This is a genomic window from Mesorhizobium sp. B2-4-17 (genome assembly GCF_006441275.1).
Lineage (GTDB): Bacteria > Pseudomonadota > Alphaproteobacteria > Rhizobiales > Rhizobiaceae > Mesorhizobium.
Genome location: NZ_VFUX01000008.1, coordinates 1 through 23,889, shown reverse-complemented (window position 1 = coordinate 23,889; position 23,889 = coordinate 1). Strand labels below are relative to the sequence as shown.

The window sequence follows — 23,889 nt, the reverse complement described above, 5'->3', positions numbered from 1 at the left end:
CGCCTCCTCTACGCGTCCGGACTGCCGGAAATGAATTTCGCGGCCGGCCATAGAAACTGGCCCGGCTTTTGCTTGTCAAGGCGAAGGCTAGCAAAACCCGCTTACCGGACGGTTAGCCTGGCGAAAATCGCGGAAATACAGGCGGTCACACGCAAAATCGTGACCAGGAGCGGTTCATCGATTCTACCGATGCTGAACAGCCCTAAAGCGTAAAACCCTCGCCCAGATAAAGCCGCCGCACGTCGGGGTTCGCCACCACCTCGTCGGCGCGGCCATGGGTCAGCACCTGGCCGGCATGGATGATATAGGCGCGGTCGATCAGACCGAGCGTCTCGCGCACATTGTGGTCGGTGATGAGGACGCCGATGCCGCGTGCCGTCAGATGGCGCACCAATTGCTGGATATCCGCGACAGCGATCGGATCGATGCCGGCAAAAGGCTCGTCGAGCAGCATGTAGGCCGGGCGCGTCGCCAGAGCGCGCGCGATTTCCAGGCGGCGCCGCTCGCCGCCGGAGAGCGACATGGATGGCGCCTTGCGCAGATGGCTGATGTGGAATTCCTCGAGCAGTTCGTCGAGATTGCGTTCGCGCACCTTGCGGTCCTTTTCGACCACTTCCAGCACGGCGCGGATATTCTGCTCGACGTTGAGGCCACGGAAAATCGAGGCCTCCTGCGGCAGATAGCCGATGCCGAGGCGCGCGCGACGGTACATCGGCATCGAGGTGACGTCGAAGCCGTCGATCTCGATCGTGCCTTCATCCACCGGCACCAGGCCGGTGACCATGTAGAAACAGGTTGTCTTGCCGGCGCCGTTGGGGCCGAGCAGCCCGACGGCCTCGCCGGCACGCACGCCCAGCGTGACGCCGCTGACGACCTTGCGGCCCTTATAGCTCTTGGTCAGGCCCTTGGCGATCAAGGTTCCCTTGAACTTGGCCTTGTCGGCAGTGATTGTGGCCGGAGCCGAAACCTTGCCTGCGGCCCGTCCCGGAAGACGCGCCGTCAGCGACGACAGGCTGGCCATCAGGGGTTCGTCGCTCCCGATTTCGGCGGCGGCGTGATCGACATCTGGACACGCTGCCCAGCGCATGGGTCGACCTGAGCCAGCCCGCTTTTCATCTGCACGGTCAGCTTGCAGCCGACCAGGACATTGTCGTTTTGCGACAGAACGACCTTTTTGCCCGAAAGCACCAGCACCTGGCTCTTCATGTCGAAGCTACCCTGATCGCCGGTCGCGACCTGCTGATCCGACTTGATGTAGACCTTGTCGTAGATTTCCAGGTGGTCGATGTTGGCAGAGCCGGTCATCGCCGCCCCCGCGGCTTCCGTGCCCTTGGCCGCTGCGTTGGGATCCTTGACGTAATAGACCATCATCTTGCCGGCCTTCATCAGCGTCGGCCCTTGGGCGACCGTGACATTGCCCGTGAAGATGGCGACATTCTCGGCCTGCCGCACTTCAAGCTTGTCGCTCTCGATCTGGATAGGCTTATCGCCGGCCAGTTTGAGGCCTGACACCTGACTGGTGGCACTGGACTGCGCCAGCGACGGCGTCAGGCTAAGCAGGAGCAGCGCCGAAGTTGCGGCCGCAAGCCGTGTCGAACTGTTGAGCCACATTCGCCTATTCGCCCTTTGCCTCAGCCGCCTTCAGACTGGCGGGATCGATGTTGACGCGCACCCTGTTCTCGAACACCAGAATCTTGCCATTGTCCTGGACCGACAAGGAATCCGCCGTGATCTGCGACCCGCCACGACTGACATCGACGGGATCATCCGTCTTCATAGTGCCTTTGCCCATGTCGAGGAAGACCGATTTGAACTTGGCTTGCATACCATCGGTCGTGGTTATCGAGACGTCACTGGTCAATTTCATGGTATTGCCGTTGCGATCGTAGGTGCCCTGCGAGGCCTTGACCGCCGCGACATTGTCTGGCCCGACCGGAACCTTGGCGTCTATGCCTTCGAGTTCGATGATGCCTTGCGTGCTGACATCCTGTATCGCCCGCAGGGCCGTCATCGAATAGGGCTGCTTCTGTTTGGTGAAACCGTTGAGCTTGGGATTGGCCATCACCAGCTTGCCGTTGGAAAAAGCGGTGCCTTCGGCCTGCACCGCGACGGAGACGGGCGCCGCAAGATAGGAATAGACGGGGAAGGCGACGGCGATCAACGCCGCAGCCAAGGGCACCGCGAATTTGAGCACCCGCACGCGGCGCGAATGACGCTGGGCGCGGTCGAACGCATCGCTCCGTGTCCGGCCATCCGCCGGGGGAGCCAACTCCGTCTCGGGGCTGGTCGGTTCATTCGGTCGCGCTAACATGACTGCTTTCTTCTAAAACCCTGCCCGCCCGGAGCACCGCCTATAGGTGGGATGCCAGCGCCCTCAAGCAAGCACAAGCCGACGAAACGCGCAAAAATGTGACAACTGCCGTTGTACAAACGAAAACCAGGTCAGCACAACAACCGGTACTTCATAGCAGAAATGGACGCCGTTGCGTCGTTTTTCATCGCTGCTGTTCCTCCCTTTACCTTGGGTCCGTTGCCCAGGCCAGTCACAAAATGGACAGCCTGAGGATCGGCGCGCGCGGATTGCCGCGCCATCGGGAAGACGGAACTGCTTCCCGATGTGGGCATCATGGTCTAAAAGCATCTCTTCCCGCCGATTGTGAGGCTGACCATGGCAATGAGAGCCGACGACCTGATCGACCGCCGCCGTTTGCGGCGCAAGCTGACTTTCTGGCGTGTCGCGGCCTTCGGCATCGTGGCGCTTGGGGTGATTATGCTCTCGGCCTGGCTGTACCGCGACGATTTCGGCGGGTCGACTGTCGACCATATCGCCAAGGTCAGGATCGAAGGCACCATCACCGAGGATGACGAACTGATCAAGCGGCTGGAGACCATCCGCCAGTCGTCGAAGGTAAAAGGCGTGATCCTTGCGATCGATTCGCCCGGCGGCACCACTGTCGGCGGCGAATCGATCTTTGAGGAGGTGCGCAAGGTGGCCGCCGACAAGCCTGTAGTGGCCGAAGTCGGCACGCTCGCCGCCTCGGCGGGCTATATGATCGCCAGTGCCGCCGACCACATTGTCGCCCGCAAGACCTCGATCGTCGGTTCGATCGGCGTGCTGATCCAGTATCCCGACGTCAGCGGCCTGATGGACAAGCTCGGCGTCAAGCTGGAGGAGGTGAAATCCTCGCCGCTCAAGGCCTCGCCGTCTCCCTTCAAGCCGACCAATGACGACGAGCGTGCCATGGTCCGCAAGCTCATCCTCGACAGCTATGACTGGTTCGTCGGGATCGTCGCCGAGCGCCGCAAGATGACCCATGAACAAGCGTTGGCGCTTGCCGACGGTTCGATCTTCACCGGCCGCCAGGGTGTCGCCAACGGCCTGATCGACTCCGTCGGCGGCGAGACCGAGGCCATCGACTGGCTGGCGACCAAGGGGGTCGATGCCAAACTCAAGGTGGTCGAGTGGAAGAACACCGAACGGCGCGGAGGCTTCTTCTGGTCAAAGGCCATGGTGAAAACGATCGGCAGCGCGCTCGGCCTGCCTGACTACAGCGGCGACGTCATCCACGAACTCGGCGCCGACCGCTTGTTTCTTGACGGTCTCGTTTCCGTCTGGCACCCTTGAGACGCCGCTTGGGACTGAAAAAACAAACAAAATCATCCTGATAATTTTGGCCGCACGGCTTTCACGGGGACCCGTCTGATGATCAAGTCCGAACTTGTGCAGATTATTGCCACGCGCAATCCGCATCTTTTCCTGCGCGACGTCGAAAACATCGTCGGCGCGATCTTCGATGAAATCACCGACGCCCTTGCCGAAGGCAACCGGGTCGAACTGCGCGGCTTCGGCGCCTTTTCAGTGAAAAACCGCCCCGCGCGCACCGGCCGCAATCCGCGCACCGGTGAATCGGTCGAGGTCGAGGAGAAATGGGTGCCGTTCTTCAAGACCGGCAAGGAATTGCGCGAAAGGCTGAACGGCGGCAAGTAGGCGCAACATCAGCGCCAGACGGCCTTGTCGGGCCCGCTTGCGACGGAAGATATCATGCTCAATCGCTTCATGCTCATCGTGGTCTTCGTGCCTCTAGCGATCATCCTGATCGCTTTGGCCGTCGCCAACCGCGAACTCGTCGCCTTCACGCTGGACCCGTTCAACCCCGGCAATCCGAAGCTGACGCTCACCTTGCCGCTGTTCATCTTCCTGTTCCTGGCGCTGGCCATCGGCATGATCGTCGGCAGCCTGGCAACCTGGGTCAAGCAGGGCCGCTACCGCAAGCTGGCGCGTCAGCGTGGCGTCGAGGCGGAAAACCTGCGCCAGGCGGTCAGCCGCACGCCTGCGGCGCCGCAGGGACCGGTGCTGCCGAAGCCGAGCAATTGAACCGCCGGCCGGCGCCTTTCGTTTCACGGAGCTTTTCATGCTGACCATTTCGGCCGCCGAGGTCGACCGTGCGCTGACCTTTCCTGGACTCGTCGAAACGTTGCGCACCGCGTTTCGAGAGGGTGCGGTGCAGCCCGTCAGGCATCATCACGCGGTCGAACGGCCCGATGGTGCGGCCTCGACCTTGCTGCTGATGCCGGCATGGACCGATTTCAACTCCGCCGGCACTTCGGCGGGGGGGCACATCGGTGTCAAGATCGTTACCGTCTCGCCCGATAACAACACCATCGGCAAGCCCGCCGTGATGGGACTCTATCTTCTGCTCAACGGCAGCACCGGCGAACCGGAAGCCCTGATCGACGGCCAGCGGCTGACGCAGTGGCGGACGGCCTGCGCCTCGGCGCTCGCGGCGTCCTATCTCGCTCGTGACGATGCTTCACGCCTGCTTGTAGTCGGCGCCGGCGCCCTGTCGCCGTTCCTCGCCAAGGCGCATTCGGCGGTGCGGCGGATCAAAATCATCCGCATCTGGAACCGTACCCCGGCCAATGCCGAGAAAGTCGCGGCCGATCTGCGCGCCGAGGGCTTCGCCGCCAGCGCCGCGATCGATCTCGATGCTGAGCTTGGCCAGGCAGATATCGTCTCCTCCGCGACGATCACCACCACCCCGCTTATCAAGGGCGCGCTGTTGCGGCCGGGAACCCATGTCGACCTGGTCGGCAGCTTCACCCCGACGATGCGCGAAAGCGATGACGACGCGATTGCACGCGCCCGTGTCTATGTCGACACCCGCGCCGGCGCCACCAAGGAGGCCGGCGACATCGTCCAGCCACTGGCCTCCGGCATCCTGAAACCGGAAGCCATCATCGCCGACCTGCACGAACTCGCACGCAATCAGAAGAAGGGCCGCGAGAGCACTGACGAGATCACGCTGTTCAAGTCGGTCGGCGCCGCGCTCGAGGACCTTGCCGCCGGCATTGCCGTTTACACGGCGCTCAAGCCGTAACATCTGCGAGCTTCTTCGCGGCCCCAGTCGCCAGCCGTTCCACAATCGCCGTTTGTTGCGCACAAGGGCATAGCTGTGGCAGAAGCGGGCCGAACCGCCGGAGATGCTGCCTCTTGAAGTCTTTTCGCGACAAACGCCGCGACGGCCGCCCGCACCAGCCGGCGAAGGGTGGGGCCGCACAGCCGCGCCCGCAGGAGAATCGGCCAGCGGTCAAAACAGACGCCAGGCCGCGCGAACCGCGTGACTTGAAACCGGATAACCAGCTTGAACCGAGGTCCGCGCCGCGCATCCTTACCCGTCGCGATGGCGCCCTGCCGGCCGAGCAGCTTCCGCTGATCCTCGAAGTGGTGCCCAACGCCGATTATGCGCTGCTCGACAGCGGCTCCGGCCAGAAGCTTGAACAATACGGCCCCTACCGCATCGTGCGGCCCGAGGGCCAGGCGATCTGGCAGAAGGCCTTGCCGGCAAAGGACTGGGAACGCGCCGACGCCATCTTCACCGGCGATACCGACGAGGAAGGCATTGGCCGCTGGCGCTTTCCCAGGACGCCACTCGGCGAAACCTGGCCGATGAAGCATGACGGCATTGATTATCTCGGCCGTTTCACCTCGTTTCGCCATGTCGGCGTTTTTCCGGAGCAGGCCTCGCACTGGGACCACATGGCCGGGCTGATCGCGGCGGCGAAGCGGCCGGTCAAGGTGCTGAACCTGTTCGGCTATACGGGCCTCGCGTCTCTCGTAGCAGCCCTCGCGGGCGCCGAGGTCACCCATGTCGACGCCTCGAAGAAGGCGATCGGCTGGGCGCGCGAAAACCAGGAGATGGCGGGGCTCGACAACAAGCCGATCCGCTGGATCGTCGACGACGCGGTGAAATTCGCCGAACGCGAGGAGCGCCGCGGCAGCCGCTATGACATCATTCTCTTCGATCCGCCCGCCTATGGCCGTGGTCCCAAGGGCGAGGTCTGGCAATTGTTCGAGGACCTGCCGGCATTGACCGATCTCTGCCGCGCGATCCTGACGCCGAAGCCGCTTGCCGTGGTGCTGACCGCCTATTCGATCCGCGCCTCTTTCTTTGCCATCCATGCCTTGATGCGCGACACCTTTGCCGGCATGGGCGGCAGGGTCGAATCGGGTGAGCTGATCATCCGTGAAAAGTCCGCCGGCCGGGCGCTTTCGACATCACTGTTTTCGCGTTGGGTGGCCTGAATGAACGAGCGGCACGCGGGCGCACCCGGCCAGGTGAAGGAAGTCACCAGCCTCGCCAATCCGCTCGTCAAGGACATCAAGGCACTCGCCTTGAAGAAATTCCGTGACCAGCAGAACGCCTTCATGGCGGAGGGACTGAGGCTGGTCATCGATGCGCTCGACCTGGGCTGGCAGATCAGGACCCTGGTCTTCGCCAAGGCCGGACGCGGCAACCCGGCGGTGGAGAAGGTCGCCGCGCGCACGGTTGCCGCCGGCGGCACGGTGCTCGAAGTATCGGAAAAGGTGCTTGTCGCCATCACTCGCCGCGACAATCCGCAAATGGTGGTCGGCGTCTTCTCGCAGAAATTCCAGACACTGAAGGACATCCGCGCCGGCAATGGCGATGTCTGGGTGGCACTCGACCGGGTGCGCGACCCCGGCAATCTCGGCACCGTCATCCGCACCGTCGATGCCGTCGGCGCCAAGGGTGTCATCTTGGTCGGCGACACCACCGATCCTTTTTCGGTGGAGACGGTGCGCGCCACCATGGGCTCGATCTTCGCCGTGCCGGTGGCGAAGGCAACGACCGAGGCCTTCCTTGCCTGGCGCGGCGGGTTTTCAGGCCTCGTCGCCGGCACGCATCTGAAAGGCGCGGTCGACTACCGCTCGGTCGACTTTTCCCGCGGACCGGTGCTGCTGATGATGGGCAACGAGCAGCAGGGCCTGCCCGAAAGCCTGGCGGCCAGTTGCGACAGGTTGCTCAGGATTCCGCAAGCCGGCCGCGCCGATTCGCTCAATCTCGCCGTCGCCACCGGCATCATGCTGTTCGAGATCCGGCGCGGTGCGCTGAAGCTCGACCCCATCGCGGACTCCAAGTGAGGGCTATCCAACCTTGAAATCGTGGTCCCCCTACGCCCTGCTCGTCGTCGTGGCCATCGCGCTCGACCAATGGATAAAACATCTGGTCGAAGCCGGGCTGCCCTTCCAGGAAAAGCTCGATCTGTTGCCGTTCCTGGCGCTGTTTCGCACCTACAACACCGGCATCGCCTTCTCGATGTTCTCCTCCTTCGGCGACACTGGCCTGGTGGTCATCGCCGTGCTGGTCGTCGCCTTCGTACTTTATCTCGCCACCCGTACGCCGTCAGGTCATGTCGTCGCCCGCACCGGCTTTGCACTGATCATCGGCGGTGCGCTGGGCAATTTGATCGACCGCGCCGTTTACAGCCACGTCATCGATTACATCCTGTTTCAAACGCCGGTTTGGTCCTTTGCCGTCTTCAACCTCGCCGACGCCCTCATTTCGGTGGGCGCGGCACTCGTCGTCTTCGACGAACTCATCGGCTGGCGGCGCGAGCCCACGCCTTCGAACGATTGACCCGACGCGGCCATCGCCGCACAGTCACCCCGACAAGCAAGCTCGCGGAGAAAAAGATGTCCGAAACCTTCAAAGCCATCCTCGTTTCGCGCGACGCCGACAAAAAGCAGTCGGTAGCCGTGACGGACCTCACCGACGCCGACCTGATGGAGGGCGACGTCACCGTCGCGGTCGAGGCGACGACGGTGAACTACAAGGATGGACTGGCCATTACCGGCAAGGCGCCGGTGGTCCGCCGCTGGCCGCTGGTGCCGGGCATCGACTTCGCCGGCACCGTCATCTCCTCTTCCAATCCCGACTGGCGCAAGGGAGACAAGGTCATCCTGAACGGCTGGGGCGTCGGCGAGACCCATTTCGGCGCCTATGCGGGGCGCGCCCGTATCAACGGTGACTGGCTGGTGCCGCTGCCGAAAGGCATGAGCCCGCACGATGCGATGGCGGTCGGCACCGCTGGCTACACCGCCATGCTTTCTGTCATGGCGCTGGAACGGCACGGCATCCTGCCCGATCGCGGCCCCGTGGTGGTGACGGGCGCGGCCGGCGGCGTCGGTTCGGTCGCGATCTCGATCCTGTCCAGCCTCGGCTACCATGTCGTTGCGTCCACGGGCCGCAATGCCGAAAGCCCCTATCTGATCAACCTCGGCGCCGCCGAGGTGATATCGCGCGACGAGCTCAACCAGCCCGCCAAACCGCTGGCCAAGGAGCGCTGGGCCGGCGGCGTCGATTCGGTCGGCAGCCACACGCTGGCCAACGTTCTCTCGATGACCTCCTATGGCGGTGCCATCGCTGCCTGCGGCCTGGCCGGCGGCATGGACCTGCCGGCAAGTGTCGCCCCCTTCATCCTGCGCGGCGTCTCGCTGCTCGGCATCGATTCGGTGATGGCGCCGAAGACCGTGCGCCTCGAGGCCTGGCGTCGCATCGGCACCGATCTCGACTTGAAGAAGCTTGCCAACCTGTCCACGGCCATCGGCTTCGATGGCATTATCGATGCGGCACGCGATATCGTCGACGGCAAGATCCGCGGACGCGTCGTCGTCGACATGTGACCGGCCTCGCCGATCGCTGGCGGCGGACGGAATTGCCGAATCCGGTGGAGAACCCGTCGCTGCGGGAACAAAAACGCCCTATCTGCTAAAATTCGAACGATCCGCCGCAATTTTCCATAATCTCTGTCTGGCAAGGATTTCGCATGATCGCGGAATCCGGCAGCCAACGGGCGGACACTGGCGACGACGCCGATGCGGTATCCGCGCCGGCGCCGATGGCGGCACGGCGGTTTGTCGCCGCGCCACCGCTGGTACCCGAACAGCAATCGGCCAGGCAGCAAGGCCTGCCGCTCCTGACCTTCGTTGTCATCCTGGCGCTGGCGGGCCTGTCGCATCTGACCGGCGCGCCGATCTTCATCAGCCTCGCGCTGCTGGCGACCGGACTCGCTGGCCTTGCCATGCATCTACACGCCAGACGTCGCGTCCATCGTACCGCGGTGCTGTTTGACGAGACCACTGCCCGCAGCCGCGCCGAGATCGAGACGCTGGCCGACCGCATGTGGGAGATGCAGGAAAGCGAGGAGCGCTTTCGCGGTCTCATCGACGCGCTTGGCGACCTCGTCATCCACCGCGATCGCGACGGTTACATCGTCTATGCCAACAAGGTGTTCGCCGATCTGGTCGGTACCGATCAGCGCGACCTTGCCGGAAAGACGTTGGCCGAACTCGGCATCGAAGTCGGCATCGTTCCCGATGCCGCCTTTTCCGATCACGAGTGCCTGAGCTCCACCGACGTCGCCATCCGCACGCCGAGCGGCCCGCGCTGGTTCTCGTGGATCGAGCTGTCGGTGCGCGAGAAGGACAGCGGCGCGGTTTCGCATCGCGCCATCGCCCGCGACATCACCGCCCGCAAGCGCGCCGAATCCTCGCTGATTACAGCGCGCGAGCGAGCCGAATATGCCAGCCAGGCCAAATCGCGCTTCCTCGCCACCGTCAGCCATGAAATCCGCACGCCGATGAACGGCATCATGGGCATGGCGAGGCTCTTGGCCGACACCAGCCTGTCGGCGGAGCAGCAGACCTATGTCGGCGCCATCTCGACCTCCGCCAGCGCCCTGCTCGCCCTGATCGAGGACCTGCTCGACTATTCCAAGATCGAGGCCGGACGCTTCGATCCGGAACCGCAGCCCATGTCGGTGCGCGAGATCGCCGAGAACATCATCGAACTGCTGGCGGCGCGCGCCTTCGCCAAGGATATCGGCCTCGGTTGTCACGTCGAGCCGGACGTACCGCAAATGATCACCGCCGATCCGGGCCGGGTCAGGCAGGTGCTGCTCAACCTCATCGGCAACGCCATCAAGTTCACCGACAGCGGCGGCGTGCTGGTCAGCGTGGCGCGTGCCCGCACCGAGACCAGCGACCGCATCTGCTTCACCATCGCCGACACCGGTCCCGGCCTGCGCGACGAGGACATGGAGCGCATCTTCGAGGAATTCGAGCAGGCCGACGGCACGTCGACGCGCGCGCATGGCGGGGCCGGTCTTGGACTTGCCATCTCCAAGCGCCTGGTGGCTGCCATGGGCGGCACGATCTCGGTCTCCAGCCGGCTTGGCCAGGGATCGGAATTCGTCTTCGAAATCCCGGCCATAGCAGCCACCGAGGCGCCACAGGGCCGGCTCAATGCCCTTGCCGGCAGGCGCGCGGTGATCCTGTCGAAGAACACCGTTGAAGCCGACGCCATCGCTCGCACCATCCGCGCCAATGGCGGCACCGCCGGGATCGCCACCACCGTGGCGCAGGCCGCGTCCTTTGCCGATGCCTGCGACGTGCTTTTGGTTGACGCGGCCATGGAGGAGAGCGACGGACGTCTGCTCAAGCGGTTGCGCCAAAGCGGCCTTTCCGATTGCGAAGCCGTCACGCTGATCGCGCCGACCGACCGCGGCATGCTTGGCGAATTCCGCGCCAGCGGCTACGCGACCTTCCTGGCCCGGCCGGTGCGCGGAGGAACACTTTTGCGTGTGCTTTTGAGCAACCATGCGTCGGCTCTGGCCCAGCCCCATCCGGAAATGCGCCGCATCCCGGCGCTTCGCGCCGCCGGCGAGCGCCAGCAGGGCCTTTCCGTGCTGATCGCCGAAGACAACGACATCAATGCCATGCTGGCGCGCGCCACGTTGTTGAAGGCCGGGCATCGCGTCAAGGTGGTCGGCAACGGCAAGGCCGCCGTCGAGGCCATCACCAGCGCCGGACATAAGCACCGCTTCGACGTGGTGCTGATGGACCTGCATATGCCGATCATGGACGGGTTGGACGCAATTGCGGCCATACGCCGCCATGAGGAAGAAACGGCCGTGGCGCCCGTGCCGATCATGGTGCTGTCGGCCGACAGTCAGGAAAAGACCCGCCATGCCGTGCTCGCCCATGGCGCCAGCGGCTTCGTGACCAAGCCGCTGGACCCGGACGCCCTGGTCACCGCTGTCGAGAGCCAGGTGGCCGCCTGAGCTGTTTTTTTCCGGCCGCGCCGCGAATGCATGTCGCCTTAAAGCCGCCCTGGTTCCGTGAGGATGACATCCATGAAAACAATGGCTTGAGGCGCGTCGCCTCGATCCGTGCGGACGCGGGGCGCCTCGACTCTGCTCACCGAACATAGCCGGTTGACCGTTTTCGCCAGCCGACGAAGTATTGCCCGCGACGGCGTATCACGGTACTGTCACAATCCTGTTGCACCTACACCGTATCCCCGTGCCAAGAGGGATGGCTCGAAGGAGAATCACTCGTGCATACAGTTATGCCGGAATGTGACACTCGGCCGAACGCCAGCAGCGCCTTGCTCGCCGGGCGTAACGTCGATTCCGTCATGAAGGGCGCAGCGCTCGGCCGTATCGGCAACCTCGAAGTGCGGCTTGCCCGCAACGAGGCCGAGATCGCGGCCGCGCAGGAAGTGCGCTACCGTGTTTTCTACGACGAGCTTGGCGCCAGGAAGGATCTGTACCAGGCGCAGGATCGGCGTGACGCCGACCGGTTCGATCCGCTCTGCGATCATTTGCTTGTCTTCGACAATTCGATTTCCGGTCCCGAGCACCGCCGCATCGTCGGCACCTACCGCCTGCTGCGGCAAGAGATCGCGGCCGCTGCCGGAGGCTTCTATTCCGAAGGCGAATTCGAGCTGACCAAGCTCATCGCCCGTCATCCCGGCCAGCGTTTTCTCGAACTCGGCCGTTCCTGTGTTTTGCCCGAGTACCGGTCGAAGCGCACCATCGAGGCGCTGTGGCAGGGCATCTGGGCCTACATCAATCACTACGAGATCGGCGTGATGACCGGCTGCGCTTCCTTCCACGGCACCGTGCCGGCCGCGCATGCCGAGGCGCTCACCTATCTTGCCCATCACTGCCGGACCAACTCGGCCTGGGATGTGCGCGCCGTATCCGGGCGCTATTGCTCCATGGACCTTATGCCGATCGAGGCGGTCAACGCCAAGGCGGCAATCGCGGCGATGCCGCCCTTGGTCAAGGGTTATCTGCGGGTCGGCGCCCGCATCGGCGACGGCTGCGTCATCGATCGCGAATTCTCGACGGTCGACGTCTTCGTGGTGATGCCGGTCAAGGAGATCGGTGCCCGCTACGTCAACTATTATGGCGGAGAGGCGCAGCGCTTCGCGGCCTAGTGAGCAGCAGTGATAACTAGCACTGACTGACCAATCCCTAGTCACCCTTACGGAATGTCTTCGGGCCGCCGGCCGGGCCGGCTCTTGTAGGACGCAAACGCCCAGCCGAAGCGCAGCGCACCACCACGCACGGCGAACGCCACGGCGAAGCCGGCCAAACCGGAGACAATCTGCGGCAATCCGGCGACATCGCCCAGGGTGAAGATGGCGGCGCCCGCCAGAGCGGCCGTGACATAGATCTCCGGCCTCAGCAGCACCGAAGGTTCCCCTGCCAGGAGATCGCGCAATATGCCGCCGAAGGTCGCGGTCAGCATGCCGGTGATGATCGAAACCACCGGCGAACCGGTGATTGCCAGCCCCTTCGCCGCGCCCATCACCGAAAAGGCTGCAAGCCCGATGGCGTCGAGCCACAGCAGCAGTTTGTAACGGGACTCGACCCGATGCGCGGTGAAGAAGACCAGGACCGCCACGATAGCGCAAATCAGCACATAGTCGCGGTTCACCACCCAGAAGACAGGCACATTGAGGATGAGGTCGCGAAAGGTGCCGCCTCCGATCCCGGTGATGCTGGCCAGAAACAAGAACCCGATAATGTCGAGCTGTTTGCGAGACGCGGCCAACGCCCCGGTCGCCGCAAAAACGGCAACGCCGGCATAATCGAGAAGGGCGATGGGATTCAAAGACATGAGGCAGTAGGCAGTGGGGATTGGAGATTGGCGTATGAATAGCACGAAGCCGTGCGATTGATACGTCCCCTTAGTTTCCTACTGCCTACTGCCTATCCCTTACTACGCGTCCTTCTCGGCCTGCTCATTGACCGGCCCCGGCTCGACGGGTGCCTCGGCGGCGATCTTGGGTCCGCCCTTGGCGACGCCGACCATGGCCGGGCGCAGCACGCGCTCCCCGATCGAATAGCCTGGCTGCACGACCTGGACCACCGTATTGGCCGGCACATCGGGATTGGGCACTTCGAACATCGCCTGGTGGAAATTGGGATCGAACTTCTCGCCCTCCGGAGCGAGTTTCTTGACCCCATGCCGTTCCAGCGCCGACAGCATGGCGCGTTCGGTCAGGTCGACGCCTTCGATCAGTGCCTTGAAACCGGCATCACCAGATGCCTTGGCCTCGGCGGGAATGGCGTCGAGCGCGCGGCGCAGATTGTCCGACACCGACAGCATGTCGCGCGCGAAATTCGCAACCGCATAGGTGCGCGCGTCGTGCACGTCGCGCGCGGTGCGGCGGCGCAGGTTCTCCATCTCGGCCGCGACACGCAAAGCGCGGTCCTTCAGCTCTTCATTTTCCTTCAGTAGCCGCACAAGCGCTTCATAGTCGCCATCGATGCTGCCTTCCGTGCGCACGGCATTGGCCTCGGCCGCCTCCGCTTCACTGGGCACGCGTTCGTCTTTTGCCTGGTCGCTCATCGCCGTTTCCCGTTATCTCGAATGGTCTGGATTTTGTGCCCGATATCGAGGTTCGGCGGCCAAAAATCAAGGGGTAAGCGCCCCTCGGCCTTTGGCCGGCACTAAGCCGTGACCGCGGTGATACTTCGATTTTAATTCAAATTTTACCGTACTTGCTGGCTTTGCTTGCCACAAGGGCGTGATGCGGGAACCATTCCCTTGCTGGAGGAGTTTCGGAACCGACATAGGATTTTGAAATGATGACCCGCAACAAGGCTGAAAAGGGAGAACGGCTCGCCACGGAGGTCCGGCGCCAGTTCGGTGCCGAGGCGATGACCCGTTTTTTGCGCACCTTGCCGGCTTTCCGCACTGAGGCCGACATTCCCGACCGCTTCAGGCAATTGCTCGACCGCCTCGACCGATTGGAGGATGGGGACGTAAGCTGGCGACGCCAGTAAGGCTCTCGCCAGGATTCTTACGCGACAATTACGCGCGGTAATTTCGCGTGATAGTCGCCTTGCGGCGGCGGCACGCCCCGCCTATGGTTCGTGATGAACATGATTTCCCCCGACGCGGCCGCTAACAGCAAGCGCGCCTGGCTGAAGATTCTGGCGCGCTACAAGAAGCCGGACCGGCGGCGCAGTGCCATCGAACTCGCCATCACCCTCATTCCATTTGCCACGCTCTGGGCGCTCTCTTCGGCCGCCTATGCCTATGGCCATTGGTGGGGGCTGGTCCTCATCCTTCCGGCGGCCGGGTTCCTGGTGCGCATCTTCATGATCCAGCATGATTGCGGCCATGGTTCCTTCTTCGCCAATCGTGTTGCCGACGACTGGATCGGCCGCGCGCTCGGCGTCCTGACGCTGACGCCCTACGACTGCTGGCGCCGTGCCCACGCGACACATCATGCCGGCGCCGGCAATCTCGACGAGCGCGGCATGGGCGACATCCGGACCCTGACCGTTGCCGAATACCGGCGGATGTCCTGGCGTGGCCGCCTGGCCTATCGGCTTTACCGCCATCCGCTGGTGATGTTCGGTCTCGGGCCGATCTGGCTGTTCATCTTCTCGCAAAGGCTGCCTGTCGGCATGATGCGCGGCGGGCTGACACCCTGGGTGTCGTCAATGACCACCAATCTCGCCATCGCGCTTGCGGCGGCCTTGCTCATCTGGGCCGTTGGCCCCGGTGCGTTCCTAGTTGTCCATCTGCCGATCGTCATTCTCGCCGGTTCGGCCGGCATCTGGCTGTTCTATGTCCAGCACCAGTTCGAGGAGACGGAATGGGCAAAGGATGACGAATGGGAATTCCAGCGCGCCGCCTTGCATGGCTCGTCCTATTACGATTTGCCGCCGGTGCTGAACTGGTTCACCGGCAATATCGGCGTCCACCACGTACACCACCTCTCCGCCAAGGTGCCGGGCTACCGTCTGCAGGAAGTGCTGCGCGATTATCCGGAGCTGCGCGGCATCGGTCGCGTCACGCTGCTCGAGAGCTTGCGCTGCGTCAAACTGGCATTGTGGGACGAAAACCGCCGCAAGCTGGTGTCGTTCCGTGAAGCACGGGCGGCGGCATAGCGCTTACCTTCTCCCCGTCACTATACGGGGAGAAGGTGCCGGCAGGCGGATGAGGGGCAGCGCCGGACTTTCACGTGATTGAAAGCGGCGGCGAACGATACTGTAGCTTAGAGCAATTCCAGGAAAAGTGTGAGACGGTTTTCTGTCCGGAATTGCATCAAAACAAGAAGTTAGAGCAGATTGCCGTTTCCGTGAAACGGTGAACTGCTCTAAGCCTCAGGCCGCCTGGCGCTCGTCGCGCATCAGCATCTCGCCGTGGCGGATTTCCGTGCCCAGCACCTTCAGGCATTCGCGGATGAAGTTGGACAGGCCGGGCCACCCCTTGGCCGACACCAGATTACCGTCGACATGGGCGCCGGTCGGCGCGACATCGATGTAGATGCCGCCGGCCAGCGTCACTTCCGGTTCGCAATAGTGGAGCGCGGCCACTTCCCTGCCCCTTACCACGCCATCGACCGCGATCAGGATCTGCACGCCATGGCAGATGGTGAAGATCGGCTTGCCGGCCTCGTGGAAATGCCGCACCAGCGCCTGCACCCGCTTGTCGATGCGGATGTATTCCGGTCCGCGCCCGCCCGCCGCGTAGACGGCGTCGTATTTGGCCGGATCCACCTCGGCAAACGTCTTGTTGAGGATATAGTCGTGGCCGAGCTTTTCCGTATAGGTCTGGTGGCCTTCAAAGTCGTGCAGCGAAGTCTTCAGGACATCGCCCGCCTTCTTGTCCGGGCACACGACGTGGACGGTGTGTCCGACGGCATGCATGGCCTGTTCGAAAACGAAAATCTCATATTCCTCGCTGAACTCGCCAACGAGCATCAGTATCTTCTTGCCAGCCATTCCCGGTTCCTCCCTTGCGGCCATTTATTTCGGGTCACGAAATAAAGAGCCTATCCTAAGGGCAGGATGATGAAAGGGGAAGCGCAAATCGTACAATTGGTACGACCAGTTTCTTCGTCAATGGGCGACGGCGCCACAAGACCGGTTCGTAAAAAACGAATATGGGCACTACTGGTTCGACCAGACCCGAGGCCAAGCGGTCGCGGAATTACTGCTGCATCAGCTATTGCGAAGGCGCCGCCAGGAATATTTCGGGCCCTTCGGCTCCGGCACCGCGGCTGGCTGGTAATAGAGTCCCAACCCGCCTGTGCGGCCCTCTTCCAGGCGCTTCAACAGCACAGGGTTCGAGATCTCGAATTCGTCGAAGCCAAGCCGCAGCATATGCGGCAACTGGTCGACAAGAACCTGCCCGGTCGCGCGCACCGCGCCTTCGAAATGGTGGCGGCTGCGCAGCAATTCGCCCTTGGAGAAGGAGCGACCGTCGCTGAAAGCCGGGAAAGCGAGCGCCACCAGCGACAGTTGGTCGAGCAAGTCGGCGATCTTCTCGAGCTGGTCGCCGGGCTGCAGCAGGACGCCGAGCCGCTCCCTGGCGGAAAGGCGCACCTCCGGATCAAGATCGAGGAACGGCTGCAGCGGCAGGATGAAGCGGCCATTGCCGGAAAGCGCGTCCGCGTTTTCGGCATGGGCCCACTCATCCTCGCGAAAACCCTCCGGTGTCCAAAGCCGGGTCTCCGGTGTCGTCGGTCCAGTCATCAAAATTCCCAAAATTCGAAGAGCTCAAGGGTGTGTTGAAATTCAGGTCAGGCCACGTCGAAAACGGCTGCTTCCGAGAACCGGAGCGGAGCGTACTTGAAGTACGCGAGCACCGGAAGCGCAGGAAGCCGCCGGTTGCAGGCCGGCATCACCTGAATGGCAACATACCCTATAGCGATGCGTCGGTCAGCGACTTCTCCAGCCCCGACAGGTGAATGCCGCACTCGGTCTTGGCATGACCTGCCCAGCGGCCGCTGCGCGCGTCCTCGCCCGGCTGCACCGGCTGCGTGCACGGGAAGCAGCCGATCGACAGATAGCCATAGGCGACGAGCGGATTTTCGCGCAGCACATGCGCGCGCATATAGTCCGCCTGATCCGATGTCGTCCAATGCGCCAGCGGATTGATGCGGATGCGCGGGCCGACGGCCTCGAACACCGGAAGTGCTGCCCGTGTCGAGGCCTGGAAACGCTTGCGCCCGGTCAACCAGGCGCGGAAGGGTGCGACCCCACGCGCCAGCGGCTCGATCTTGCGCACATTGCAGCAGGCATCGGTGTCGCTCTGGTGGAGATTGCCCGTCGAGTCGATCCGCTCGAGTGCTGCCTCCTCCGGCTTGATGACCTGGATGTTGGTCAGCCCGAAATCGGCGACCAGCGCGTCGCGGTAGCCGAGTGTCTCCTCGAAATGCTTGCCGGTGTCGAGGAAGATGACCGGCAGCGACCGGTCGATCTCGGCGATCATGTGCAGCAGCACGGCGGAATCAGCGCCGAAAGACGACACGGCCGCGATTTCGTCGCGGAACAGTTCGCCGGCCGTGCGTTCGATGATCTCGAGCGGCTTCAGATGGCCGTAGAGCGCGTCGAGCCCCGCCGCCTTGGCGGCGACGCCGTCATCGACATCGACTATACGGTCAAGCGGCCTTGGCTTCGCCAGCATAGAGCGCCTCCTTGAACGGCGCGGGACCGACACGGCGGTAGGCGTCGATGAATTTTTCCTGTGGGTCGAGCCGAAGGCCGAGATAGGTGTCGACGATCGTCTCGATGGCATCGGTGATCTCATCGGACGAGAAGCCGCGGCCTATGATCTCGCCGACCGACGTGTTCTCGTCGGCGGAGCCGCCAAGCGTCACCTGATAGAGCTCGGAGCCCTTCTTCTCCACGCCGAGGATGCCGATATGGCCGACATGGTGATGGCCGCAGGCATTGATGCAGCCTGAGATCTTCAGCTTCAGTTCGCCGATCTCACGCTGCCGCTCCAGCGAGGCGAAGCGGCGCGAGATTTCCTGGGCGATCGGGATCGAGCGCGCCGTCGCCAGCGCGCAATAGTCGAGGCCCGGGCACGAGATGATGTCCGAGATCAGGTTGGAATTGGCTGTCGCCAAGCCGATGGCGACCAGGGCGTCATAGACCGCCTTGAGGTCGGCGCGCGCCACATGCGGCAGGATCAGATTCTGCTCATGGCTGACGCGCAGCTCGTCGAAGGCGTATTTTTCGGCGATGTCGGCCACCGCCTCCATCTGGCTGTCCGAGGCGTCGCCCGGCACGTCGCCGATGCCCTTCAGCGAAATCGTCACCGCCGCGTAGTCGGGATGGCGGTGCGTCACCACATTCTGGTCGAGCCACTCCGAGAAGCCCCTGGAATCGAGGCGGGCCAGCTTCACGGCCTCGTCGCCACCCGGCCGCCCGGTCAGTGCCGGCGGCGCGAAATAGGCCTCAATGGCGCGGATGTCGGCATCCGGCAGTTTAAGGTCGGCGTCCTTCAACTCCTGCCACTCGGCCTCGACTTGCCGGGTGATTTCCTCAACGCCGGTCTCATGGACGAGAATCTTGATGCGCGCCTTGTACTTGTTGTCGCGGCGGCCGTAGAGGTTGTAAACGCGCAGGATCGCCGTGCAGTAGGACAGAAGGTCAGCTTCCGGCAGGAAGTCACGGATTTTTCGCGCCACCATCGGCGTGCGGCCCTGGCCACCGCCGATATAGACGGCAAAGCCGAGTTCGCCGGCGGCATTCTTCTTCAAATGGAGGCCGATGTCGTGCGTCTGGATGGCGGCGCGGTCGCGCTCGGCACCGGTCACCGCGATCTTGAATTTCCTGGGCAGGAACGAGAATTCCGGATGCACCGACGACCATTGCCGCAGGATCTCCGCATAGGGGCGCGGATCGGCGGCCTCGTCGGCGGCAGCCCCGGCAAAATGGTCGGCGGTAACGTTGCGAATGCAATTGCCGCTGGTCTGGATGGCGTGCATCTCCACGCTTGCCAGATCACCCAGGATCGCCGGAATGTCCGACAGGGCCGGCCAGTTGAACTGGATGTTCTGACGCGTGGTGAAATGGCCGTAGCCCTTGTCGTATTTGCGGGCGATGTGGCCGAGCATGCGCAACTGCTTGCCGTTCAGCGTGCCATAGGGCACCGCGATGCGCAGCATATAGGCGTGCAGTTGCAGATAGACGCCGTTCATCAGCCGAAGCGGCCGGAACTGGTCCTCGGTGATCTCGCCGGACAGCCGGCGCTGGACCTGGTCGCTGAACTCGGCGACGCGGGCCTGGACAAAATCGTGGTCGAACTCATCGTAACGGTACATGCTTCGTCTTTCAGGGCGCGTCCGCCCGTTTCACTTGGTATTTCTGGCTAGGCTGTCCGCTCGGCCTGCTTGCCGAGGTCGCCACGGATCGTCGGGCCCGCGGCGCGGATCTTCTCACGCAGCCGCACGGGCTCGACCACGCCGTCAACGACTTCCGCGTCGATCAGGTTGACGTCGACCACCTCGTTGGCGGCAAACGCCCTGGCGCCGATCGCCTCCAGGCGATCCTCGGCAGCTTTGTCGTGGGCAAGGTCCGCCTGATCCACCGTCTCGGCCCAGCCGCCATCGGCGTACCAGACGGCAATGCCGTCGCCGAGGCGATTGGCGGTCAATATCTTCATGGCTGAACTCCTTCGGCAGCGACGGACGCACCTGTAACCCTGTGTGCCGCGAGCGGCTCGGATCGCTCGAAATTGGCCCCAGCGACGGCATCGCCGATAATGGTCATGACCGGGCCGGAAAGATCGGCCCGTGCTTCCAGCGACGGCAGATCGGCCAGCGTGCCATGGAAACGGCGGCGGTTGGCAAGGCTGGCATTCTCGACCACGGCGACCGCCGTATCCGGCGAAAGACCGGCTTCGATCAGCCGGCCGGCAACCTCGGCGGCGACCGAGCGGCCCATATAGACGGCGACCGTGGCGCCGGAAATGGCGAGCCTGGCCCAGTCCGGCAGCGAATTGCCCTTCAGATCGTGGCCGGTGGTGAAAACCATCGACGAGGAGACACCGCGCAAGGTGAGCGGCAGCTCGAAATCGGCGGCGGCGGCAAAGGCCGCAGTGACACCCGGAACCACCTCATAGGCGATGCCGGCGTCACGCAGTGCCGCCATCTCCTCGCCGGCGCGGCCGAACACCAGCGGATCGCCCGACTTCAGCCGCACCACCCGCTTGCCCTGGCGGCCAAGTTCCACCAGCAGCGCATTGATTTCGGCCTGGCTCTTGGTATGGCAGCCCTTGCGTTTTCCGACCGCCAGGCGCTCGGCATCACGTCGGCCCATGGCGATAACCGCCTCCGGCACCAGCGCGTCATGGACGATGACATCGGCCTCCATCAGCAGGCGATGCGCCCGCAGCGTCAGCAGATCCTCGGCGCCCGGGCCGGCGCCAACCAGCGCGATGTGACCTGATGCCGGCGCGTTCGACAGGAGCAGATCAGTCGCCGCCTCATACGCTCGCGAAAGCTCGCCAGCCTCTATGGCACGCGCCGGCGCACCGCCGAAGAAGTCGCTCCAGAACCGGCGACGAATATTGCCTTTGGGCAGTCTCTCGGCGGCGGCGCGGAACGAAGCAGCGAGCGCCGCCAGCCCACCGAACGACGGCGACAGCATGCGGTCGATGCGGCTGCGCAGCATCTGGGCAAGCACCGGGCCTGCCCCTTCGGTGCCGATGGCGATGGCGACCGGCGCGCGATTGACCAGCGCAGGGGTGAAGAAATCGCAGAGTTCCGGCCGGTCGACGGCATTGACCGGAATACCCAGCCGGCGCGCGTCCGCTGCGACGCGGCGGTCAAGCTCCCCATCGCCGCTGGCGGCAAACACCATGACCGCACCGTCAAGTTGTGAGACATCGTAGGCCGCCGCGATATGGCTGGCACCGGACTGGGCGATGAAGGCAAGCAGATCCGGTTCGGCATTTTGGGCGATGATGCGCAGGACCGCGCTCGACTGTCCGATCAGCCGCGCCTTGGCCAGCGCCTGATCACCGCCGCCGACAACGGCCACAGCTTCACCCTCGACCCGCACGAAGACGGGAAAGGCGTTGAGCTTGGCATCGACCTGCGGCATGTGAAACGCAATCCAGGAACAGTGTCGCGGTTTTACGCCCGGGCGCGAAAAACCAGAAGCAAAGCACTCGCGCATCCGGTGATGGCAGGCAATCGCTTTTCCGCAACGGCGAAAGGCAGGAGAAAAATATTCCGCACGGTGGGCGTGGGCGGCGTCAAGTAGCCGGTTCGAGCCTTCATTTTAGCGGATTTTAGCCGTCGGCGTCCTGCCTCGCAAAACAGCTTTTTTTCAATTTCTACTATTTTTGTAGATTAAAGATGTCCGCCGATCCTTGGGGTCCGCCGCCACGGCTTTCGGTTCACCTTGGGTTGGAACGTTGCCGGGCTGGAACGCGTTCCGAATAGTCTCATACTCAAGAAGGAGCGCTATCATGAATACGATCAGGTTGAAGCACGGTATCTGGGTTTTGGTGGCCGACGGCGAAAAGGCGCTCTTCCTCAAGAATGTCGGCGACAGCAAGTATCCCAACCTTGAAGTCATACAGGTGGTGGAGCAGGAAAACCCGCCCACGCGCGAGCAAGGGACCGACAGCCCCGGCCGATACAATGACGGCCCCTCCGTGCACCGCAGCGCGGTCGAGGATACCGACTGGCACCGCATAGGCAAGGAACGCTTCGCCGACGAGATCGCCGGCCGGCTTTACAAGCTCGCCCATGGCGGCGCCTTCGACAGCATCGTTCTCGTCGCTCCGCCGATAGTGCTCGGCGCCATGCGCAAGAAGCTGCACAAGGAAGTCGAGGACAAGGTCGCGGGGGAAATTCCAAAGACGATGACCAACCACGCCATCCCTGAGATCGAGGCTCTGTTGCAGGCAGTCTGACCGCGGACGGTCCGTCGGCCAGGGAGGCGCGCACCGCGCTGGCATTCGACCGGACCGGCAGCCTTTCGGCCCGCTCGAGTATTTGTCGCCCCACCGCCGTTTTTCGCGCCCTTGCGGGTTGCGTCACCGTCGCCCCTTCCACCATATTGCGCATGAGGCGGCGGCTCCGGGCGGCGCATATCCGACATCGTCAGCTTGAAAGGCGCGCAAAACACAATGCCGCATGACACGCCCCTTATCGCCACCATCGTCGCCGGTCTGGGGCTCGCTTTCATCTTTGGCGCTCTCGCCAACCGTTTCCGCATTCCGCCGCTGGTCGGCTATCTCGTAGCCGGTGTGCTGGTCGGGCCGAACACGCCCGGCTTCGTCGCCGATGCCAGTCTTGCCAACGAACTGGCCGAAATCGGCGTCATCCTGCTGATGTTCGGCGTCGGCCTGCACTTCTCGCTGAAGGATCTTTTGTCGGTCCGCGCCATCGCCGTGCCGGGCGCGATCGTTCAGATCGGCTTTGCCACGCTGCTCGGCATCGGGCTTGCCTGGATGCTCGGCTGGCCGATGGGCGCGGGTGTGGTGTTCGGCCTGGCGCTGTCGGTGGCCTCCACCGTGGTGCTGCTGCGTGCCCTGCAGGAGCGCCGCCTGATCGAGACCGAGCGCGGCCGCATCGCCGTCGGCTGGCTGATCGTCGAGGATCTGGCCATGGTGCTGGCGCTGGTGCTGCTGCCGGCCCTTGCCGGTATACTGGGTGGCCAGGAGCAGGCGGATGTGCACTCGAGCGGCCTGCTGTCGCTGCCGGCCAGCTACGGCATCTGGGGCGTCGTTGGCATCACGCTGGCCAAGGTCGCCGCCTTCGTCATCGTCATGCTGGTGGTCGGCCGCCGGGTCATTCCCTGGATCCTGCACTATGTCGCCCATACCGGGTCGCGCGAACTGTTCCGTCTCTCGGTGCTGGCCATTGCGCTCGGCGTCGCCTTCGGCGCGGCCAAGCTGTTCGGTGTGTCGCTCGCATTGGGCGCCTTCTTCGCCGGCATGATCATGAGCGAATCGGAGCTCAGCCACCGTGCGGCGGAAGAATCGCTGCCGCTGCGCGATGCCTTTTCAGTGCTGTTCTTCGTCTCCGTCGGCATGCTGTTCGATCCGTTCAGCCTCATTAGCAACGGACTGCCGATCCTGGCCACGCTCGCCATCATCGTCATCGGCAAGTCGCTGGCGGCGTTCGTCATCGTCGTCGCCTTCGGCTATCCCCTGGCCACAGCCTTGATGATTTCGGCCAGCCTTGCCCAGATCGGCGAATTCTCCTTCATCCTGGCGGAACTCGGCGTCGGGCTGAAACTGTTGCCCGAACAAGGGCGCGACCTGATCCTGGCCGGTGCGATCCTATCGATCGTGCTCAATCCGCTGATGTTCCTGGTCATCGACTGGATGAAGCCGTGGCTGGAGGCTCGTGCCGCCAGGACGACAGAGCCGGCGGACACAAAGCCGGTCGGTCCGGCGACCGAACCAGGCCAGGTGGCCTCGGTTGCCTCGACTTTTCAAAAGGAAGACGGCCCACCACCGAAGAC

25 protein-coding genes are annotated in these 23,889 nt (G+C 63.6%); 14 read left to right on the top strand and 11 right to left on the bottom strand.

Annotation, left to right across the window (positions count from 1 at the left end; all coding sequences use genetic code 11):
* Positions 1 to 202 precede the first annotated feature (202 nt).
* The 3 genes from lptB to lptC are packed head-to-tail and all read right to left on the bottom strand — an operon-like array spanning position 203 to position 2,311.
* Positions 203 to 1,021 carry an LPS export ABC transporter ATP-binding protein gene (gene lptB / locus FJ548_RS08240; RefSeq protein WP_140609175.1) on the bottom strand — a complete coding sequence of 273 codons (819 nt, stop codon included), beginning with the start codon at positions 1,019 to 1,021 and terminating at the stop codon, positions 203 to 205.
* Positions 1,021 to 1,611 (bottom strand): LptA/OstA family protein, encoded by a 591-nt coding sequence (locus FJ548_RS08235; RefSeq protein ID WP_140609177.1) that lies wholly within the window; start codon positions 1,609 to 1,611, stop codon positions 1,021 to 1,023. The genes lptB and FJ548_RS08235 overlap by 1 nt, the downstream gene beginning before the upstream one ends.
* A gap of 4 nt (positions 1,612 to 1,615) precedes the next feature.
* Positions 1,616 to 2,311: an LPS export ABC transporter periplasmic protein LptC gene (gene lptC / locus FJ548_RS08230; RefSeq protein WP_140777625.1), complete on the bottom strand. Its 696-nt coding sequence runs from the start codon at positions 2,309 to 2,311 to the stop codon at positions 1,616 to 1,618.
* 357 nt (positions 2,312 to 2,668) lie between these two features.
* Here lptC and sppA point away from each other — a divergent pair, with 357 nt between their 5' ends.
* The 10 genes from sppA (at position 2,669) to FJ548_RS08180 (ending at position 12,584) form a co-directional block, all read left to right on the top strand.
* On the top strand, positions 2,669 to 3,625 hold the full coding sequence (sppA, locus tag FJ548_RS08225) for a signal peptide peptidase SppA (protein ID WP_140777624.1): 957 nt from the start codon (positions 2,669 to 2,671) through the stop codon (positions 3,623 to 3,625).
* A 78-nt stretch (positions 3,626 to 3,703) separates the two neighbouring features.
* Positions 3,704 to 3,988, top strand: a complete 285-nt coding sequence (locus FJ548_RS08220) for an integration host factor subunit beta (RefSeq protein ID WP_006200394.1) — start codon at positions 3,704 to 3,706, stop codon at positions 3,986 to 3,988.
* Positions 3,989 to 4,042: 54 nt separating this feature from the next.
* The gene (locus tag FJ548_RS08215) at positions 4,043 to 4,375 is read left to right on the top strand and encodes a DUF1049 domain-containing protein (protein WP_140609183.1); all 333 of its coding nucleotides are present in this window, start codon (positions 4,043 to 4,045) and stop codon (positions 4,373 to 4,375) included.
* A gap of 37 nt (positions 4,376 to 4,412) precedes the next feature.
* Positions 4,413 to 5,378 carry an ornithine cyclodeaminase family protein gene (locus FJ548_RS08210; protein WP_140777623.1) on the top strand — a complete coding sequence of 322 codons (966 nt, stop codon included), beginning with the start codon at positions 4,413 to 4,415 and terminating at the stop codon, positions 5,376 to 5,378.
* Positions 5,379 to 5,491: 113 nt separating this feature from the next.
* Positions 5,492 to 6,583: a class I SAM-dependent rRNA methyltransferase gene (locus FJ548_RS08205; RefSeq protein ID WP_140777622.1), complete on the top strand. Its 1,092-nt coding sequence runs from the start codon at positions 5,492 to 5,494 to the stop codon at positions 6,581 to 6,583.
* The gene (locus tag FJ548_RS08200) at positions 6,584 to 7,441 is read left to right on the top strand and encodes an RNA methyltransferase (RefSeq protein WP_140777621.1); all 858 of its coding nucleotides are present in this window, start codon (positions 6,584 to 6,586) and stop codon (positions 7,439 to 7,441) included.
* 13 nt (positions 7,442 to 7,454) lie between these two features.
* A complete protein-coding gene (gene lspA / locus FJ548_RS08195; RefSeq protein WP_140777620.1) occupies positions 7,455 to 7,937 on the top strand; it encodes a signal peptidase II in 483 nt (160 codons plus the stop codon).
* A gap of 56 nt (positions 7,938 to 7,993) precedes the next feature.
* The gene (locus tag FJ548_RS08190; RefSeq protein ID WP_140777619.1) at positions 7,994 to 8,983 is read left to right on the top strand and encodes an MDR family oxidoreductase; all 990 of its coding nucleotides are present in this window, start codon (positions 7,994 to 7,996) and stop codon (positions 8,981 to 8,983) included.
* A gap of 143 nt (positions 8,984 to 9,126) precedes the next feature.
* On the top strand, positions 9,127 to 11,421 hold the full coding sequence (locus FJ548_RS08185) for a PAS domain-containing hybrid sensor histidine kinase/response regulator (protein WP_140777618.1): 2,295 nt from the start codon (positions 9,127 to 9,129) through the stop codon (positions 11,419 to 11,421).
* Positions 11,422 to 11,708: 287 nt separating this feature from the next.
* A complete protein-coding gene (locus FJ548_RS08180) occupies positions 11,709 to 12,584 on the top strand; it encodes a GNAT family N-acetyltransferase (protein ID WP_181168741.1) in 876 nt (291 codons plus the stop codon).
* Positions 12,585 to 12,631: 47 nt separating this feature from the next.
* On the opposite strand, the gene FJ548_RS08175 is transcribed toward FJ548_RS08180, so the two are convergent.
* Complete coding sequence (locus FJ548_RS08175) at positions 12,632 to 13,264, bottom strand: trimeric intracellular cation channel family protein (protein WP_140609342.1); 633 nt, start codon at positions 13,262 to 13,264, stop codon at positions 12,632 to 12,634.
* A 108-nt stretch (positions 13,265 to 13,372) separates the two neighbouring features.
* A complete protein-coding gene (gene grpE / locus FJ548_RS08170; RefSeq protein ID WP_140777616.1) occupies positions 13,373 to 14,005 on the bottom strand; it encodes a nucleotide exchange factor GrpE in 633 nt (210 codons plus the stop codon).
* Positions 14,006 to 14,241: 236 nt separating this feature from the next.
* Between grpE and FJ548_RS08165 the strand changes: the two genes are divergently transcribed.
* Entirely contained in the window at positions 14,242 to 14,442 is a 201-nt protein-coding gene (locus FJ548_RS08165) for a hypothetical protein (RefSeq protein ID WP_140777615.1), read from the top strand.
* Between the two features lie 93 nt (positions 14,443 to 14,535).
* Positions 14,536 to 15,558: a fatty acid desaturase gene (locus FJ548_RS08160; protein WP_140777614.1), complete on the top strand. Its 1,023-nt coding sequence runs from the start codon at positions 14,536 to 14,538 to the stop codon at positions 15,556 to 15,558.
* Between the two features lie 216 nt (positions 15,559 to 15,774).
* On the opposite strand, the gene FJ548_RS08155 is transcribed toward FJ548_RS08160, so the two are convergent.
* From FJ548_RS08155 to cysG, 6 genes are all read right to left on the bottom strand, one after another.
* Positions 15,775 to 16,395, bottom strand: coding sequence for a DJ-1/PfpI family protein (locus tag FJ548_RS08155; RefSeq protein WP_140695498.1), 621 nt, complete (start codon positions 16,393 to 16,395; stop codon positions 15,775 to 15,777).
* A 219-nt stretch (positions 16,396 to 16,614) separates the two neighbouring features.
* The gene (locus FJ548_RS08150; protein ID WP_140695496.1) at positions 16,615 to 17,148 is read right to left on the bottom strand and encodes a DUF934 domain-containing protein; all 534 of its coding nucleotides are present in this window, start codon (positions 17,146 to 17,148) and stop codon (positions 16,615 to 16,617) included.
* Positions 17,149 to 17,317: 169 nt separating this feature from the next.
* Positions 17,318 to 18,082 (bottom strand): phosphoadenylyl-sulfate reductase, encoded by a 765-nt coding sequence (locus tag FJ548_RS08145; RefSeq protein WP_140777613.1) that lies wholly within the window; start codon positions 18,080 to 18,082, stop codon positions 17,318 to 17,320.
* Positions 18,057 to 19,727 (bottom strand): nitrite/sulfite reductase, encoded by a 1,671-nt coding sequence (locus FJ548_RS08140; protein WP_140777612.1) that lies wholly within the window; start codon positions 19,725 to 19,727, stop codon positions 18,057 to 18,059. Before FJ548_RS08140 ends, FJ548_RS08145 begins: the two co-directional genes overlap by 26 nt.
* Positions 19,728 to 19,774: 47 nt before the next feature.
* The gene (locus FJ548_RS08135) at positions 19,775 to 20,068 is read right to left on the bottom strand and encodes a DUF2849 domain-containing protein (RefSeq protein ID WP_140777611.1); all 294 of its coding nucleotides are present in this window, start codon (positions 20,066 to 20,068) and stop codon (positions 19,775 to 19,777) included.
* Positions 20,065 to 21,510 carry a siroheme synthase CysG gene (cysG, locus tag FJ548_RS08130; RefSeq protein WP_140764667.1) on the bottom strand — a complete coding sequence of 482 codons (1,446 nt, stop codon included), beginning with the start codon at positions 21,508 to 21,510 and terminating at the stop codon, positions 20,065 to 20,067. Before cysG ends, FJ548_RS08135 begins: the two co-directional genes overlap by 4 nt.
* A 370-nt stretch (positions 21,511 to 21,880) precedes the next feature.
* On the opposite strand from cysG, the gene FJ548_RS08125 reads away from it, so the two are divergent.
* Complete coding sequence (locus FJ548_RS08125; protein ID WP_140609217.1) at positions 21,881 to 22,330, top strand: host attachment family protein; 450 nt, start codon at positions 21,881 to 21,883, stop codon at positions 22,328 to 22,330.
* Positions 22,331 to 22,546: 216 nt separating this feature from the next.
* Positions 22,547 to 23,889: cation:proton antiporter (locus FJ548_RS08120; RefSeq protein WP_140777610.1), on the top strand; the 1,343-nt coding region annotated here is incomplete at its 3' end.

Excerpts from the sequence above, each read along its gene's own strand:
- lptC (WP_140777625.1), bottom strand. The coding sequence starts at position 2,311 with ATGTTAGCGCGACCGAATGAACCGACCAGCCCCGAGACGGAGTTGGCT.
- FJ548_RS08200 (WP_140777621.1), top strand. The coding sequence starts at position 6,584 with ATGAACGAGCGGCACGCGGGCGCACCCGGCCAGGTGAAGGAAGTCACC.
- FJ548_RS08135 (WP_140777611.1), bottom strand. The coding sequence starts at position 20,068 with ATGAAGATATTGACCGCCAATCGCCTCGGCGACGGCATTGCCGTCTGG.
- FJ548_RS08180 (WP_181168741.1), top strand. The coding sequence starts at position 11,709 with ATGCCGGAATGTGACACTCGGCCGAACGCCAGCAGCGCCTTGCTCGCC.
- lptB (WP_140609175.1), bottom strand. The coding sequence starts at position 1,021 with ATGGCCAGCCTGTCGTCGCTGACGGCGCGTCTTCCGGGACGGGCCGCA.
- FJ548_RS08185 (WP_140777618.1), top strand. The coding sequence starts at position 9,127 with ATGATCGCGGAATCCGGCAGCCAACGGGCGGACACTGGCGACGACGCC.
- FJ548_RS08165 (WP_140777615.1), top strand. The coding sequence starts at position 14,242 with ATGATGACCCGCAACAAGGCTGAAAAGGGAGAACGGCTCGCCACGGAG.
- FJ548_RS08220 (WP_006200394.1), top strand. The coding sequence starts at position 3,704 with ATGATCAAGTCCGAACTTGTGCAGATTATTGCCACGCGCAATCCGCAT.
- FJ548_RS08140 (WP_140777612.1), bottom strand. The coding sequence starts at position 19,727 with ATGTACCGTTACGATGAGTTCGACCACGATTTTGTCCAGGCCCGCGTC.
- grpE (WP_140777616.1), bottom strand. The coding sequence starts at position 14,005 with ATGAGCGACCAGGCAAAAGACGAACGCGTGCCCAGTGAAGCGGAGGCG.
- FJ548_RS08150 (WP_140695496.1), bottom strand. The coding sequence starts at position 17,148 with ATGACTGGACCGACGACACCGGAGACCCGGCTTTGGACACCGGAGGGT.
- FJ548_RS08155 (WP_140695498.1), bottom strand. The coding sequence starts at position 16,395 with ATGGCTGGCAAGAAGATACTGATGCTCGTTGGCGAGTTCAGCGAGGAA.
- FJ548_RS08210 (WP_140777623.1), top strand. The coding sequence starts at position 4,413 with ATGCTGACCATTTCGGCCGCCGAGGTCGACCGTGCGCTGACCTTTCCT.
- FJ548_RS08215 (WP_140609183.1), top strand. The coding sequence starts at position 4,043 with ATGCTCAATCGCTTCATGCTCATCGTGGTCTTCGTGCCTCTAGCGATC.
- FJ548_RS08235 (WP_140609177.1), bottom strand. The coding sequence starts at position 1,611 with ATGTGGCTCAACAGTTCGACACGGCTTGCGGCCGCAACTTCGGCGCTG.
- FJ548_RS08125 (WP_140609217.1), top strand. The coding sequence starts at position 21,881 with ATGAATACGATCAGGTTGAAGCACGGTATCTGGGTTTTGGTGGCCGAC.
- FJ548_RS08190 (WP_140777619.1), top strand. The coding sequence starts at position 7,994 with ATGTCCGAAACCTTCAAAGCCATCCTCGTTTCGCGCGACGCCGACAAA.
- cysG (WP_140764667.1), bottom strand. The coding sequence starts at position 21,510 with ATGCCGCAGGTCGATGCCAAGCTCAACGCCTTTCCCGTCTTCGTGCGG.
- FJ548_RS08145 (WP_140777613.1), bottom strand. The coding sequence starts at position 18,082 with ATGCTGGCGAAGCCAAGGCCGCTTGACCGTATAGTCGATGTCGATGAC.
- sppA (WP_140777624.1), top strand. The coding sequence starts at position 2,669 with ATGGCAATGAGAGCCGACGACCTGATCGACCGCCGCCGTTTGCGGCGC.
- FJ548_RS08160 (WP_140777614.1), top strand. The coding sequence starts at position 14,536 with ATGAACATGATTTCCCCCGACGCGGCCGCTAACAGCAAGCGCGCCTGG.